Here is a 14,757-nt window from a genome sequence, read left to right as displayed (position 1 = left end):
GGGGAAACGGCCGCGGAGGTCGCTCAGTCAACGCCCGGGATAGCTCAGGACTTCAGCGGGGGCGAGATCGCCGAGACGACGACCGCGGTAGCCCGCGACCGCGCGGCCGAGACGGCCGCGGCGGCGTCGGCGAACCCCGCGGAGTTCGCCGGTGCGGTCACGGCGGGCGCGCTGGCGGGCGGTGCTGGCGCGGCCTCAACCGGCGGCATTGGCTCGGGGCTCCGCGCGGCGGCCCGCGCCGAGGTCGACCCACGAATCGGCCCGCTCGGGACGACCGTCGAGACGCGCCTCGGCCGCGGCGTGCGCGACTTCCTCGGCGACGACCGCGGCCAGCTCCAGATGGGCCGCTCCCGCGGCCGCGAGTCCGGGGGTTCGGACGCCGAGACCGCCGAGGTCGACGCCGACGAGGACCTCGGTCCCGACCTCGACCCGTTCGAGAGGAGCGACCGCCGACTGTACGACCCGACGCGAGAATTCGACGACGACGTCGGCGGGATGGCCGACCCCGACATCGACGCGCGCAGCTCGTCGAACCCGTCGTCCGACGACATCGGCGGTGGTGTGAGCGGCCAGGGGAACCCCCAAATGGCCCCGGGCGTCGAGGCCGAGAGTTTCAGCGAGCGCGGCTTCGGCGACGTCGACGGGACCTCCGTCGACCCGAACCCGACGGACACGCTCGACCGCTTTGATCGCCTCTCACCGGGCGTCGACGCCGGTGTCGGCGGGCTCTTCGGCAGCCCGGGCGCGACCCCCACGACCGGCGCGGACGTCGGTGGCGCGCTCGGCGGCCCTGATACCTTCGACGCGACCGGGACGACGGCCGACGTGGGCGCGGACACACGCGGCGGTGTCGATCTCGACACGGGCTTCAACGTCGACACCGGGAGCCCGACCGACACCGGGACGGACGCGCCGACGGACACGCGCACCGACACCGGCGGCGATCTCGACCAGCCGGACCCGTTCGACGTCGGGACCGACATCGACCCGCGCGACACGCCGGACACCGACACGCCGGACCCGACCGACACCGATCTGTACGACCCCGACCCGTACGACCCCGATCGGTACGACCCCGACCCGTTCGACCCCGGGCGCGACCGCGATCCCCGAATCGAGGGGGACGAGGAACCCGACGACGACGAGTTCACGCTGTTCGGCACGCGCAGCGACGACCGGCTCGTCGACAGCGGGATTCTCGGCGGGGAGGCGGCGATCGAGGAGACGTTTAACGTCGATCTCGGCGGCGACGACCCGTTCTCCTTCTGAGCGGGCCGCTGGAGGGTGGTTCTCCGGCCTCCAGGGGTAGGGGTAGCGTCGACGCGAATCGGTGAAAAACAGCTTTTCGCGGCTATTCGGCGTATTCGCCGAGGTGTCGCTGTCGTATGTCGACGAGCGCCTCGTGCGTCCGCCGCCGCCCGATCGCTTCCAGCGCGTCGCGGTCGGCGTCGGTGAGCGTCGCGGCGGTCATTCCTCGGCCTCGCGGTCGTACCGCGTGCGCTCGGCGGCGATCGCGTCGAGAGCCTCGTCGAGGTCGTCTCGGAGCGCGCGGGCGTCCTCGACGGATAGGTTCGTGCGGTTGCGGTCGGGGTTGCGGTCGAGGGCGGCGGTGTCGACGAGAACCGCTCCGTCCTCGTCGTCGTACGCGTGGGCGGTCGTTCGCTCCGAGACGTCAATTTGTGAGGAGCCGAGACCGTCACGCTCGACGGCGAACGCGTCGAGGACGGTGTCGGGGTCGGCGGCGGCGAGCTCGTCGGCCGCGAGGCGGAGCTGCTGGGCCGCGAGACGGCTCCCGCCCTCGACGGTCAAATCGTAAATGCCCTTAAACGCCTCGTCGAGCGCGCCCGCTGCTATTTTGTCCTGAATGTCGATGTTGACGTGTGCGGCGTCGGCGATCGCTGGGTGACTCCCCGCGATCCCGCGGATTAAGAGCCAATAATCCTCTTCGGTCGCGTCGCCGGTCTCCAGGTCGGCCGCGAAAGAGTCGAGGTCGTTCTTTTTCGCGTTCGCTATTTTGCTGAGCGGTTCGATCGCGTCGTGAGGGTCTTTACCCTCGCAGTTGTCTACTGACATGGGTCTTGGTCGACCCACCTTGTCGGGGTGTTGTCGCACCCCGGCGGTTTTGCGAACCGGCTCGGTGGGTTACGTCGAACGTGTGAGCGTGTGCTAATAATTTTATCGAATCTTAGAGTCTACATACAGAGTCTAAGATTGAAGTGTCCTCGGGGTGTGTTCGTTTATAAACAGGGTTCCGAGTAATGTCCAAAAATGCAGATTCCAAGACCCAAGCGAGCGTGTGGCTCAAACCCGACCAAGTCGACGCGCTTCGGTCGGCGGTGTACCGGTGTCGTCCCGATTACCTCCAGCAGCGCGACGACGCCCTCCTCGCGCTTATGTACGACACCGGCCTCCGCGTCGGCGAGCTCGTCGCCCTCGACGTCGACCACCTACGGGAGGGAAACACGCGTCTGTACCTCCCCGGACACCTCCAGAAGGACTATCCAAACGACAATTCGCCCGACGCTGTTCGTATGAAGCTCGACGCCGACACCACGCGGACGCTGTCGGCGTACCTCGGCTCGCGGTGGAAAGACACCGAGGCGCTCTTTCCGTCGCGTGAGCGCGACCGGATTACCACCCAGGGCGTCCGCGATCTCCTCCGAACCGTCGCTCGCGAGGCCGGGGTCGAGCCGTTCCACCTCGACGGTTCCCGCGGCGAGCCCGACGACGTCACCCCCCACGCGCTCCGCCACTCGGTCGCCTGGAGGATGATGAACGCCGAGGAGGGGAATACGCTGTACGACGTGCGTAATCGGCTCCGGCACCGGTCGATCCAAACCACCGAGCGGGTGTACGACCACCTCGTCGAGGTGTGAGCCGCCTGTCGGTGTCTGACGTATTCTTTTGTATTCTCTGGAGAATACGGTGGTTATGCAAGTCGTCACCGTCCGCCTCGACGAGGACCTCGTCGCCGAGTTGGAGGCCGAGGCGGAGGAACGCGGGTGTAATCGGACGGAATACATACGTAATCTCCTCCGTAATCGCGAGAGAATACGAGAGAATACGCCGGAGCATACGCAAGAGAATACGGGAGAATACGCGGCGGTCGTCGACCGCCTCGACGCCCTGGAGGCACGCGTCGACGAGCTGGAGGGCCGCGGGACGTCGCCGCCGACCGCGCCGATCGACACCGAGCCGACGCCGGACCCGCCCGCCAACCCCGACGCCGACGTTCGCGATCGCGTCCGCGAGGCGATCGGCGACGGACCGCCGCGAAAGAGTCACGCTCGCGACGCCCTCGTCGAGGCGGTCGCGCTCCTCGCCGAGCGCGGTCCGCTGTCGACCGGCGAGCTGAAAGACGAGTTATACCCGCGGTATGAATCGGAGTATTCGACAAAGCGGACGATGTGGAATTCTCTCGACCGGCACCTCGGCGAGCTCCCCGGCGTTCACAAACCCGAATACGGAACGTGGGCCGTCGACGTCGACGCGATCTAACCGACAGCAGCAATCAATTGGCCGAGCGCGTCGGGATAATTGGCATACTAACCCAATTACTCCATGCCGTCGAGTATTCCATCTAATCCCATTTCTCGCGCTCCCCGACACCCCTCTATAGAGAGCGACCCCGACCAATTCATACGCGGGAGGTATGACCGGCGCGGAGTGCCGATACCCGAGGGGCATACTACGTACGTTTCCCGAATTGGTCCTCGAAAGCAAGAATCAGAACCCTCACCGGCGGAGTGAGGTTTACATCTCGTGCCCGCCGCCTCGGGAGCGGGTTTACACTCCCCGCACGAGCGACACCCACGGCTATGAACCGGGGGCAAGCGACCGCGTCCCGACGCCGCTATCCTGGGGGCTCGACCCCGTCAACGGTGCCGGGAGCCGGTGGGGCTCCGGGTGTGCTCACGCGGGCGGGTTCTCCAGCGGGGTTCCGACCCGATTCACCCCCCGACACCCGGACATTCCACGTATAGTATTCCTTAGTCGCGTCGCGTCCGCCCTCGACGCCGACAGCGTCCTCGCGGGCGGGGAGGTCGACCTCACCGGCGCCCGGCGTGCTGCTCGGCTCGTAGACGCTCGCGACACCGTCACCGCTGGAGACGCGGCGGAGGTACCCGGCGTCGACGAGCTCCCGAAGGACGCGGCGAACTTGACGCTTCGACACCTCGACGGCGTCCGCGACGTCCGCGACGGTAAACTCGCCACCGAGCCGCCGCCACGCTCTCGCGATCTCCGTCGCCGTGTCGCTCCACGTCTCGACGACTTGCGCGTCGCCGACGACCGGGAGGTCCTCGCGGAGCGCGCCGGTCCGCGCGACGACTGTCGCCCCGCTGTCGCCGCGTGCGAACCGGAGAATCGCCTGCATGGTTTGGTCCTCGGTCATATGCGCGAGGTACTCGTCGGCGAGGTCGCTGTCGTACGACAGCCCGCCGCCACGGCCTCGCCCGCGATCGACGTCGACCTCCTCACCGGCGAGGGCGGCGAAGCGTTCGATCGCGTGGTCGCCGTAGTGCTGACAGCCGAGGACCGCGGCGAGACGGTGCTCTCCGAGGTCGTTCGCCCCGGTGACGTTCCCGTAGTTATCCCACGCGGCGACGACGTCGTCGAGTCGCGTGTCGTTCTCTAAGACCTCACGAACGCCCTTCGTCGTAATCGCGGCGGGCTTTCCGACGCTCGTCGGGCTCGCGCCCCGTTCCCGCGGCGCGTCGATCCCGGCGTACTCCTCGGCGATCGCCTCCAACAGGGCGACGTCGCCGTCGGTGTCCTTCGTCGTCGGGTCGCCCTCGTAGTACCGCGGCCGGTCGTCCGCCTGGAGGACACGGAGGTCGAGGGCGTCCTCTAAGAACGCGGCACGCTCGGCCGGAGTGTCGTGTATGTCGGCCGTGATGACGTCCTCACCGAGCGCGTTCGACCACAGGCTCGCCCGCCCGGTCGCGTCGAGACCGACGAGCGGGACGTCCTCACCGCCGAGCGACGCCCGCGAGGGCGGCGTCTGGAGGAGCGCGCCGTGGTCGTTCCGGTCGACGACCGCGGTCGCGGAGCCGGTCGTCTCGACGACGTCGAGGACGGTCCCGTCGGTCGCGTCGGGGTCGAACGCCCACGCGTCGGTGTGAATCCGCCGTGCGGCGTCGTCGTCGCTGTCGACGTCAGTCGGCGTTATGACGCCCGTGAGGAGGTGGTGGGCGTCGGGGTGGGCGTACCCGTCGTTCGCCCACGCGGCGAGCCGTCGGCACCCCTCACGGCCGCCCTGGAGCGCCGTCGTCGCGGCGTCGAGGACCGCCCGCGCGCCGTCCGCCTCCGTGCGAACGGCCTCGACGGCGTCCGCGACGAGCTCGCGAAGGTCGCCACCGACGGGGAGCGCGTCGACGTCGATCGCGTCGGCGCGCTGGGCGCCGGGGAGCGTCGCGTCGGCGAGCGGGACGACGACGTCGTCCTCGACCCACCGGGCGATCGGTTCGGCGGGGTGCTCGGGGTCGATCGCGTCGACGGCCTCGCCGAGACGGTCGTACGCGTCGCTCGCGTCGACCTCACCGCGGGCGAACGCGGCGAGAGGGTCGGCGACGCCCAGCTCGCGGAGGACGTCGCTGTCGTCGTACGCCTCGCGAATCTCGGCGGCGGCGTCGCGAGCGTCGAGGACCTCACCGGAGCGGGCGAGCGCGCCGATCGCGCCACCGACCGTGTCGTCCTCGTCGCCCTCACCGTCGAGCCACGCACGGACCCACGCGTCGCCGTGGAGGTCCGCGTCGATCATATCGCGCCGGTCCTCGACGTCCGCCCGAAGCGCCTGGGCGAGCCATGTCGCGTGATCGAGGGCCTCCTCGCCGAATTCGCGGACGTATGCCTCGCCGGGGAATTCGTCGACGACGACCGCTCGGGGTGCGTGGTCGACGTTCCCGTCGGCGTCGCGGGAGAAATGCGTGCGAACGCTGTCGACGTGTGCGTGCACGTAGGAGCCGACGAGGAGGTCCGCGGGGGCGTCGGGGTCCGCGACGTCGTCCCACGCGGCGCCGTATTCGCACGCGTCGGCCTCGTCGCCGTGGTCGTCGGTACACGGGAGCTCGGCACCGAACAGCCCTCGCGCCTGGGTGTGAATCTCCTGGGGCGTGTATCCAAGGCGGCGGGCGACGTGAACCGCGAGCGCCCACGCGTCGCCGTGAGCGCCTTCAGCGGTCGGACACGTCGCGCGGTCGAGGTCGACGGCCTCCGCGTCGTCCTCGTCGTCCTCGTCGAATATATCGGCGGACGCGTCGGTGTCCTCGGCCGCGTCGGTCGCGGCGGCGAGGATACTCCAGCGGTCGCGGAGCCGGTCTTTCCCGTGCTCGCGAACGTGTGCAACGGCCGACGAAAGGACCTCGTCGGCGACACGCTCCTCGGAGAACACCGGGAGGACCTCGGCGTCGACGCCCCATTTCTCGGCCTTGTCGAGCGCCTGGGCCTGGAGCTCCTTTCGGGGCGCGAGGTACGACAGCGGCCGCTCGGCGGCGGTTTTCACCGTGCCGGTGGTTTTCCCGGTCGCCGGGAGCGCCGTAACGACCGTCGGGTCGTCGGCGTCGGCGGTCGCGTCGCGAATGAGCGCCTCGACGTCCTCCCGCGCCGTCTCCAGCGCGTCGGGGTCGACGCCGTCGAGGTCGCGCGCGTCGACGAGTTCCTCGCTCGGCGGGAGCTGTGGCGTCACCTCGCGAGCGCCGTCCTCGGCGGGCTCCCAGCGCGGGAGCGGCGCGCCGTACTCGGTTCGGGCGCGTCGGTACGCGGCGGTGAACGCCTCGCCCTCCAGGGGCTCCGTGGCGTCCGTGAGGAGGCCGCTGTCGAGCGCGACGAACCGAAGGGCGTCGAGGACGCGCTCGGTGTCGGCGTCCCACACGGTCCCGCTGTCGAACACGAGGACCGATTCGCCGGATTCGGAGAGCCGCCACGCGGGGTTTAGCGCGGCGATCGCGTCGCCGCCGACCTCCTCGTCGCGGGCGGTAATGTCGCTCGCGATCGCGTCCTCGTCGAGGTGCCAAAACGTCACCTCGCCGATAACGTCGAGGACGGCGTCGAATTCGGCGATCGCGTCGGCCTCCGTGTAGTATCGGGGGAGCGGCGCGCCGTGGTCGTCTCGCGCGATCGCGTACGCCTCGGGGTAAGCGTCGTCGAGGGCGGCGTCGCACGTCTCGACGAGACCGGCGTCGATCGCGACCGCGCGGACGACGTCGACGGGCGCGCCACAGTCGGGACACGCGAACGCCTCGGCGTCGGTGTCGGCCGCGCCGAGGGCGTCGCTGTCGGTCTCCTCGGGGCTCACACGACCGGCGGCGTCCCACGCACGGCGGGCGTCGACGGTCGCCTCCAGGTCGCGCGGGTCTCGGCCGTACTCCTCGTCGTCGGTGTGGGCGTCCTCCAGCTCGGGGACGTCGAAACCGCTTTCGCGGAGGTACTCGACGGCGCGGAACCAATCAGCGCCCTCCAGGTCGCGCGGTTGCGTCCGCTCGTCGTAACTCGGGAGGTCGGGACACGCGACCGCGGCGATCACGTCGACGCCGCCGTACCCGCTCCCGCCGGTGTCTTGCCATATTTCGCTGTCGACGATGTTCGCCGTACCGCTCGCGTTCCGCCCCCACTCGGGGACGAACGCGCGGTTTTCGCCGGACGTGCTCGCGCTGTCGTTCCAGCGGTGAACGATCATATCGGCCGCGACGCGCCGCGCGTCGAGGCGGTCGATCGCGGCGAACACGTCGCGTATGTCGTCGGTCGTCTCGTCGCTCGACGTCGCCGTCGGGGTGTGGTTCTCCAGATCGACCGACGTGTCGGCGCTCGGTTCGGGGTTCTCCTCGTATCCGTTCGCCCGAAGGACGGCCGCGAGGGCGTCGTCGTCCCACGGCGCGACCTCGGTCCCGGTCCCGGCGACGTGGTCGCCGGTCGCGATGCAGACGTGTTTCCCGTCGTATATCTCGACCTCGGGGACGTCGTCGTTCGCCCCCCACGGCTCGGTGTCGATCGGGAACATAGCCATAGACACCCCGTCGAGCGGTATGTCGCCGCGATAGACGGCGTGAACGCCGCTCCCGGAGGTCGAGACGTCGGCGTACGTCAGGCCGAGGTGTTCGAGGAGCGCCCGAAACGCGGGGTGAATCTCGCCCGTCTCGGGGTCGCGGACGTCGTCGCCGTCGACGAACGCGAACGAGTCGGCGTCGCGCTGGATAAACGCGAGGTCCGACGACAGCGAGGGGTCCATCTCGGACCACTCGCGGGCGGTACCGTGGTCGGCGTGAACGTGCTCGCGCGAACCGTCCGACCCCCACTTGTACCCGGCGTGGTGGTCGCACGCGTCGCACGTCGTCGCCTCGTCGTGGTCGCCGTGGTTACACTCGACCGGCGCGTCGGCGTCCGCCCAGGGGGCGTACGGAGCCTTGCTGTCGGTCCGACACATCCACGCGTCGACGTCGATTTGTGCGGGTGCCCATGTCCGGGGTTCGACGGCCGAAAAGTCGGCCTCGCGCCACGTACCGACGCTCGCGGGCGTTTCGCGATTCTGCACGGTGGTCTCCCCCGCCTCGGGGGTAGGGGTTTCGCCTCCAGTATCGGGTTCCTCGGGGTTCTCTCTCGCGGATTCGGGCGAATCGCCCTCCTCGGTAAGCCGAACGCGGAGGTCGTCGAGGTCGTCACCGACGCGCTCCAGGTCGTCGGCCTCCCGCAGCGCGCGGCGGGCCTCGCGTTCGCTGTAGCCGTTCGCCTCGGCGGTCGCGACGAGCTCGTCGACCGGGACGGCCGCGTCGTCGTCGAGGCCGAGGTAGCCGCGGGTCTCCCAAAGGAGACCGCTCCAGTCGGGGCTCATTCGGCCTCACCTCCCGCGAGGAGGTCGCCGACGTGGTCGAAGCAGACGTACCCACCGACGCCGCTGTCGGCGTCGTAAACGTAAAGCTGGGCCTCGTCGCCACAATTACAACACAAATCGCTGCCGGAGAGCCGAAAGACGGTGTCGATCGCGTCATCGACGGCCGCCTCGGGCGGAGCGCGCTCGTCGAAATGTTCGTTACAACCCGGGTGTGTACAGCGGTAGGCGGTGTCGACGGCGTGGCCTTGCCGCCGGGAGCGGTCGGATTTGGGCCACCACCGGACCGACAGACAGGCCGGACAGCGGGGAAGCCCGGAGGTGTCGACCTCGCGATTTTCCGCGCGTTCGAGGGCCTCGGCGACGTCGTCGGTGCCGTACTCCTCCAGAAACTCGGGGTCGATCAGGTCGGGGAGTTCCTCGGGGTCGACGTCGACGCTCTCGCCCTCGCTCCCACCGACGTCGATCTCCTCGGGTGGGTCTCGGAGGACCGCGAGCAGGTCGCGGAGGTTCCCGACCTGGGGGTCGCGTCCGCGCTCCCAGTCTTTTAGCGCCGACACCGACACGCCAACGGCCGCGGCCGTTTCCTCGACCGTGAGCCCGGCCTCCTCGCGAAGGCGCTGGAGGTCGTCGCCGTCGGGGAGCCGGAACACCTCGGCGCCCTCTCTCGCGCCCGTCTCCGACGGCGCCGTCGCGCGGCTCATTCGGACCCCTCCAGAACGATCGCGCCCTCACGTTTCGCCCGTTCGAGCCACGCGAGGACCCGCGCGCTGTCGTCGGCGTCGCGAGCGGCGATCGCCCACCGACCGGCCTCGCGGACGTCGACGGTCGCCGGAAGCCGGAACAGCGCGGCCGCGGCCGCCGAGGTGGGGTTTCGCCACACCGGGTTTTGAGAGTGAGCGCCCGGGTGCGTCTCGGCGCTCATTCAGTCAACACCTCCTCGGAGACGACCTCCGCGTGGCCTGTCGTGGAGCGCGCCGACACACGCACCTTCAGCGCGCCCACCGGGACGTTCGCGCGAAGGCCGACAATATCGCGCCCCAACACCTCGCCCGGGGCGACGGTTCGCGTTCCGTCGTCCTCCAGGACGTTCACGTCCCTCACGTCGGCGTCGGGGTGGGCGAGGAGGCGGCGCGCGAGACCGGCCTCCGCGGTGTACACAGTCGCGTGCTCCTCGTCTTTCGCGAACCTAATCGTCGTCTCCTTCTCTTGGGGTGTAAGTGAGGGGTCCTCCCTCACGAGACCGCGGAGCTCGGCGCTCGCGGTACTCACCGGCGCTCACCTCCGTTGTACGGGGCGAGGCGGTCCGCGGGGAACGTGTACGTCGACAGCGCGCCGAAGCTCACGGCGTCGCGGAGGTCCTCCGTTTTGTACCAGTCGGGGAGCGTGTCGTTCACGTCCTCGACGTACGCGGCCTCGACGACGGGCGCGCCGTCGTCGTACTCGGGATTCGCCTCGGCGACGGTCGCGCCGATCGCGTCGATCGCGAAGGACGCGGCGGTCGTCTCGGGGTGTGTGTCGACGACGACGAGCGTGTCGCCCGCGTCGCTGTCGCGATCGCGAACGACCTCGCCCTCCTCGGGGAGACGGTACGCGGTCCCGCCGTCGGCGCGGAGCTCGGCGTCGACAGCCTGGGCGGCGTACTCGTCACGCCAGGAGCCGCTCGCGTCGGGTTCGGTGGTTCGGGGTCGGTTCGTCCGTTCGTCGTCGAGATTTGTCATCGTGAATGGTGATAGTGGCGATATATCTCGACGAGGGGGGTCACAAACGGGAGAATTAAGGTCGTCGGGTGACAACCACCGTGTGACGAGCCCCACTCGTCGCAATCCTTTGCACCCAGGCGCTCGACGGCCGAGGACCCCAACACCTGCCACAGTAGCCGAGGTCCCCGGGCGTGCAAGCGCCTGGGGGCTTCGATTCGTACCCAACCAGCGACGCGTGAAGCCTCCGCCGCGTCGCCTTGGTGGGCGCGTCCCGTGTTTCTCACCTCCTAATATACCCTCCACCGACAAAAAACCTCGCCTATCCAATATCAGCGGTTCGTAGGCACCAGACTTTTGAGATTGGCCGTTATAACCGTTATAACGTAATGCCCCGGACGGTATCGGCTCGACTGGAGGACGACCTGGAGAAACGGTACAATGCCGCCGAGGACGCGTCGGCCGAGACGAACAAGTCGGCGTTTCTCCGGTCGGTCGTCGACGACGGGCTCGACGCAAAGGAGCGCGACGTCCTTGACGCGGTCGGCGCCTCCGACGAGCTGCGCGCGGCCGTCGAGCGGCGTCGTGAGGAGAACGAACCGCTCGACGACGCGGTTCGGCGGTTTCTCCGCGACGGTGTCTCAATGACCGGCGGCCGCGGCCCACGCACGGCTCGCGACCGACTCCTCACCGCTATCGGCGGCGCCACGATCTCGGGCGCGGCCGTGGTGTCCGTCTTATTCGGCGGTGTGGTCGGTGGTGTGGTGGCGATCGCGCTGTTCGCGTTAGTGTTTGCGTTCGGGGACGCGCTCGGGGACGGCGTCGGCCGCTTTCAAGCGTGGGCGGCCAGTCTCCTCGCGGACGAGGCCGAGCGGAACCGGGCGCGGTGAGGCCGTCTCACCGTCTCGCCGCGGTCGCCTCGACGACAGCGTGCTCGGGTGCCTCGCGGCCGGTGTAACGGCCGACGACGTCCGCCGTGAAACACCGCTTACAGGGGCGTGCTCGCGGTGGCGTTTGGTCGACACGGCGGCGGCGGACGTCGTCGACGGCGCGGCCGCACACCGCGTTTCCGCTCGCCGTTGGCGCGTGATAGACGTCCGCGCCGCCGCTCGCGACGAGGACCTCGGCGGTCAGGGCGTCGACCTTTTCGCGCGCCGACCGCGGCGGGTCGAGGTGTGAGACGTCGGTCTCGACCTCCGCGGGCGTGTCGTGTTCGGCGAGGCGGTCCTCGACCGGCGACGCATCCATCCGCGCGAGGTGGGCGAGCGCCGGGCGGTAACATTGCTTACAGAGTGTCGCACCGTACGACAGCGCGATCTCCGTCTCGACGTACTCGACGTCGCCCGTCGAACTACACCAGGGCTCGGCCTCGCCCTTCGGTCGGTGCAACCGGCCGGTGATCTCGCGGGCGACGACTACCTCGCCGAGGACCGCCTCGACGCCGACGTACCGCTCGCGAAGGTCGCCCATTACCGACGCCGCGACCGGCCGAGGTCGTTCGCGAGCCCGAGGTCGCCGCCCGCGATCTCGTCAAGCCCCGGCGCCGGACCGCTGTCGCTGTCGGTCGCGGCGCGGGCGTCCTCTAACTCGTCCTCCAGGCTGTCGACACGCGCCGACAGGCGTTCGATGTGGGTGTCGGCCTCGTCGAGGGCGTCGAGGAGGAACGTGATTTTATCGTCGGTGGTGAGGTGCTCCGCGGGGACTTTCGTCCGCGCGTCGACGAGCGCGGCGAGGCGATCGTACGTGTCCTCGTCGAGCTGCGGGCGTGGCATACTCGGTGTGAGCGCCGCGTTTGACATAAAGAGGTACCGCGAGGGACACTAACGGACAGGTATGTCACCGACACCACTACTTAAACAGACACCGACCAGAGAGCGCGAATAGGCGCGAGAGGCGTTTAGACGCCGATCCCCGCGATTGCGCGCACACAGACAGGCCCAGCGACCATTTGCGTACGTAATTCACGTGTGGGAGCGCCCTCGGCCGCGTTGATACCGCAGGGCGGCAAATCGCCGGACCGTGTCGGGAAATGATGGATTGATAGATACCCTGCGGTGCTATATCTATACGCTATCGCGTGCTAAGGGAGCGAGGTCGTCGGTGTCGATACCCCGGGGAGGACCGACAGCGGCGTAATCAGCGTAATTCATTCATTCATACACTATGGACAGTACAGGACTTAGTACGCGAAGCGGTGGCGATCGCGCCGCTCAGACACAGAGCACACACCTCATACATTTTGTATTATCGCGAGGAGTGACGTCGACGAAGCCAACAACCGACGCCCCGGGAGCGTCCGCTGGTGGCTTGCCAATTTGATTGTGAAACCACCCGACGGCGGCAACACAAAAGCGTGGCAACAACAACCCACATAGTGCTTGTACTGTACTATATGGAAAGAGGGGGTCGGGAATTCGCTGTTACCAGTCGGGGAGGCAGGCTATACATATCCATTCTACGCGCTAACACAGAGGAGCGGCGAGGAGGGTCCAGGGGGGCGACGGGGCTCGTCGTGCGGTGTGTAATAGCCGGGAGGCGCGCCTATACATACACACTCTATGGTTGCACAATAGCGGGAGGTGCGGTTACACACGGCGCTCGGGGCGCGTCTCCTCTTTTTTGGGCGAGAGGACGACCACACTCCTATGCGAGCCGCACGTACTGAAACGGCAGCGACCGAACCGCACGCGCCCCCCGACGGCCGAGACGACCCGGACACCGTCGCCGAGCTGCTCGACACCGAGCTTCGGCCCGGCGACGCGGCGGTGAGACTCCACCGGCCGGAGTTCTACGTCGTCACTCGGCACCTCGACGCGCCCGCGGGCGAGATCGCGAGCGACTACGGGGGGTCGCTCTCCGATTGGGTTTCGGTCGAGGACGACACGGCGGTCGTCGCGGCGGTCCCACTCGATCGGTTGGACAACTGCCCCGCGCGGATCGAGGACAACGCTTCGATCTTCCAGGCCGTCGCCGACGGGCTCGTCCAGCAGCGCGCGGTTCCAAAGAAGTGGCTCGTCCCGGCGGTCGGCGAGTTCGTCGACGCGAAGAAACGCGGCGAGTGGGACGGGCTCGCCGACTACGTCGAGGAGGAGTGACGATGAACGCGCGTCTCCTTTTTACGGAGATTCAGGGAGTACGCCCCGCTATGGAACCGATACAACGAGGTGAGACCGATGAGCGGTCGTGACCCCTACGCGGGCGGCTACTACGACCCTGGCGGTGGCGGGTACGACGGCGGCGACGACAGCGGCAGTTCGTCGAGCAGCGACGACGAGCCCGACGGTCCGGGCGGCGGTGTGAACCTCGGCCCCGGATTCGGCGGCGGTGGCAGCGACGACGACCCGGACCCGTCGCCGGGCGGGTCGAGCCCGCCCCCCTCGGACATCGGCGGTCCGTCTCCGGATCCGTCGCCGAGTAACGGCAGTACCACCGAACCCGACGGCCCCGGTGGCGGTGTCGACCTCGGCGGCGTCTCTGGGGGCGCGGACCCCTCGGACGCGCCCGGCGCGGGCGGCGGCAGCGACCCACAGCCCGAACCCGAGACCGTCAGCGGGTCGACGACGATCGACGGCGTCGACCTCGGCGGCGTCGCCGGAGGTGCCGAGCCGAGCGACTTTCCCGGAGCGGGCGGCGGCATCGACACGAACACCGACCGGCTCGACGACCCCAATCTCGGCCCCGGACCGACGAGCCCGGGCGGTCGCGGGGCGGTCGACGTCGGCGGCGGTTCAACGTACCCGATCGCCGAGGAGATCCTCGACGCCGGCCGAAACGAGACGATCGTGGACCGCGCGACGACCGGCGGCGTTCTCAGTGAGCGCGGCGAAAGCGCCGGACTACTACCGCCGGAGGTAGGCGGCGTCGACACCTCCGAGACGCGGGCGCGGGAGTTTGCACGTACCGTCTCCCGAGCCGGAGACCGCCTCGACATCGGCGCGATCACGTCGGCTCAGGCGGCGGCCGTCGCGCCGTTCACCGGCGGTGCGGGCGTCACCCCGAGCGCTCGCGACCTCGACCCGCTCGACGACAGCGGCGACGAGACGACCCCCGAGAACTTCGTCGAGGGCGGCGCGAGCGTCCCGTTCGACCTCCCCGCGGGCGTCCTCCAGGGGGAAACGGCCGCGGAGGTCGCTCAGTCAACGCCCGGGATAGCTCAGGACTTCAGCGGGGGCGAGATCGCCGAGACGACGACCGCGGTAGCCCGCGACCGCGCGGCCGAGACGGCCGCGGCGGCGT

The 14,757-nt window shown here is 69.0% G+C and carries 13 protein-coding genes and 1 pseudogene; 6 read left to right on the top strand and 8 right to left on the bottom strand.

The window, feature by feature from the left end; all coding sequences use genetic code 11:
• Positions 1-1,269, top strand: a 1,269-nt coding sequence (locus NO360_RS18810; protein WP_345780228.1) for a hypothetical protein, incomplete at its 5' end; no start/stop codon positions are given.
• Positions 1,270-1,467: 198 nt separating this feature from the next.
• On the opposite strand, the gene NO360_RS18805 is transcribed toward NO360_RS18810, so the two are convergent.
• Positions 1,468-2,073, bottom strand: coding sequence for a hypothetical protein (locus tag NO360_RS18805; RefSeq protein ID WP_256309358.1), 606 nt, complete (start codon positions 2,071-2,073; stop codon positions 1,468-1,470).
• Positions 2,074-2,258: 185 nt separating this feature from the next.
• On the opposite strand from NO360_RS18805, the gene NO360_RS18800 reads away from it, so the two are divergent.
• Both NO360_RS18800 and NO360_RS18795 read left to right on the top strand, forming a co-directional pair.
• Positions 2,259-2,876: a tyrosine-type recombinase/integrase gene (locus NO360_RS18800; protein WP_256309357.1), complete on the top strand. Its 618-nt coding sequence runs from the start codon at positions 2,259-2,261 to the stop codon at positions 2,874-2,876.
• A 55-nt stretch (positions 2,877-2,931) separates the two neighbouring features.
• Entirely contained in the window at positions 2,932-3,498 is a 567-nt protein-coding gene (locus tag NO360_RS18795; protein ID WP_256309355.1) for a ribbon-helix-helix protein, CopG family, read from the top strand.
• Between the two features lie 355 nt (positions 3,499-3,853).
• On the opposite strand, the gene NO360_RS18790 is transcribed toward NO360_RS18795, so the two are convergent.
• The 5 genes from NO360_RS18790 to NO360_RS18770 are packed head-to-tail and all read right to left on the bottom strand — an operon-like array spanning position 3,854 to position 10,542.
• Positions 3,854-8,824: a hypothetical protein gene (locus NO360_RS18790; RefSeq protein WP_256309354.1), complete on the bottom strand. Its 4,971-nt coding sequence runs from the start codon at positions 8,822-8,824 to the stop codon at positions 3,854-3,856.
• Positions 8,821-9,525, bottom strand: coding sequence for a helix-turn-helix domain-containing protein (locus NO360_RS18785; protein ID WP_256309353.1), 705 nt, complete (start codon positions 9,523-9,525; stop codon positions 8,821-8,823). Before NO360_RS18785 ends, NO360_RS18790 begins: the two co-directional genes overlap by 4 nt.
• A complete protein-coding gene (locus tag NO360_RS18780) occupies positions 9,522-9,746 on the bottom strand; it encodes a hypothetical protein (protein WP_256309352.1) in 225 nt (74 codons plus the stop codon). Before NO360_RS18780 ends, NO360_RS18785 begins: the two co-directional genes overlap by 4 nt.
• Positions 9,743-10,093: a hypothetical protein gene (locus NO360_RS18775; protein ID WP_256309351.1), complete on the bottom strand. Its 351-nt coding sequence runs from the start codon at positions 10,091-10,093 to the stop codon at positions 9,743-9,745. The genes NO360_RS18780 and NO360_RS18775 overlap by 4 nt, the downstream gene beginning before the upstream one ends.
• Complete coding sequence (locus NO360_RS18770; RefSeq protein WP_256309350.1) at positions 10,090-10,542, bottom strand: hypothetical protein; 453 nt, start codon at positions 10,540-10,542, stop codon at positions 10,090-10,092. Before NO360_RS18770 ends, NO360_RS18775 begins: the two co-directional genes overlap by 4 nt.
• A 368-nt stretch (positions 10,543-10,910) precedes the next feature.
• On the opposite strand from NO360_RS18770, the gene NO360_RS18765 reads away from it, so the two are divergent.
• Positions 10,911-11,411, top strand: coding sequence for a hypothetical protein (locus NO360_RS18765; protein WP_256309349.1), 501 nt, complete (start codon positions 10,911-10,913; stop codon positions 11,409-11,411).
• Between the two features lie 7 nt (positions 11,412-11,418).
• Here NO360_RS18765 and NO360_RS18760 read toward each other — a convergent pair whose 3' ends face one another.
• Positions 11,419-11,991, bottom strand: a complete 573-nt coding sequence (locus NO360_RS18760; protein ID WP_256309348.1) for a hypothetical protein — start codon at positions 11,989-11,991, stop codon at positions 11,419-11,421.
• Positions 11,991-12,293 carry a hypothetical protein gene (locus NO360_RS18755; protein WP_256309347.1) on the bottom strand — a complete coding sequence of 101 codons (303 nt, stop codon included), beginning with the start codon at positions 12,291-12,293 and terminating at the stop codon, positions 11,991-11,993. Before NO360_RS18755 ends, NO360_RS18760 begins: the two co-directional genes overlap by 1 nt.
• A gap of 873 nt (positions 12,294-13,166) precedes the next feature.
• On the opposite strand from NO360_RS18755, the gene NO360_RS18750 reads away from it, so the two are divergent.
• Together NO360_RS18750 and NO360_RS18745 are read left to right on the top strand one after the other, a co-directional pair.
• Positions 13,167-13,616 (top strand): hypothetical protein, encoded by a 450-nt coding sequence (locus tag NO360_RS18750; protein WP_256309346.1) that lies wholly within the window; start codon positions 13,167-13,169, stop codon positions 13,614-13,616.
• A 78-nt stretch (positions 13,617-13,694) separates the two neighbouring features.
• Positions 13,695-14,757 (top strand): annotated as a pseudogene (locus tag NO360_RS18745) (hypothetical protein); the annotation flags it as partial.

This window comes from Halobellus litoreus (assembly GCF_024464595.1).
GTDB lineage: Archaea > Halobacteriota > Halobacteria > Halobacteriales > Haloferacaceae > Haloquadratum > Haloquadratum litoreum.
The sequence above is the reverse complement of the archived record's forward strand: the minus strand, read 5'-3'. Positions and strand labels throughout refer to the sequence as shown.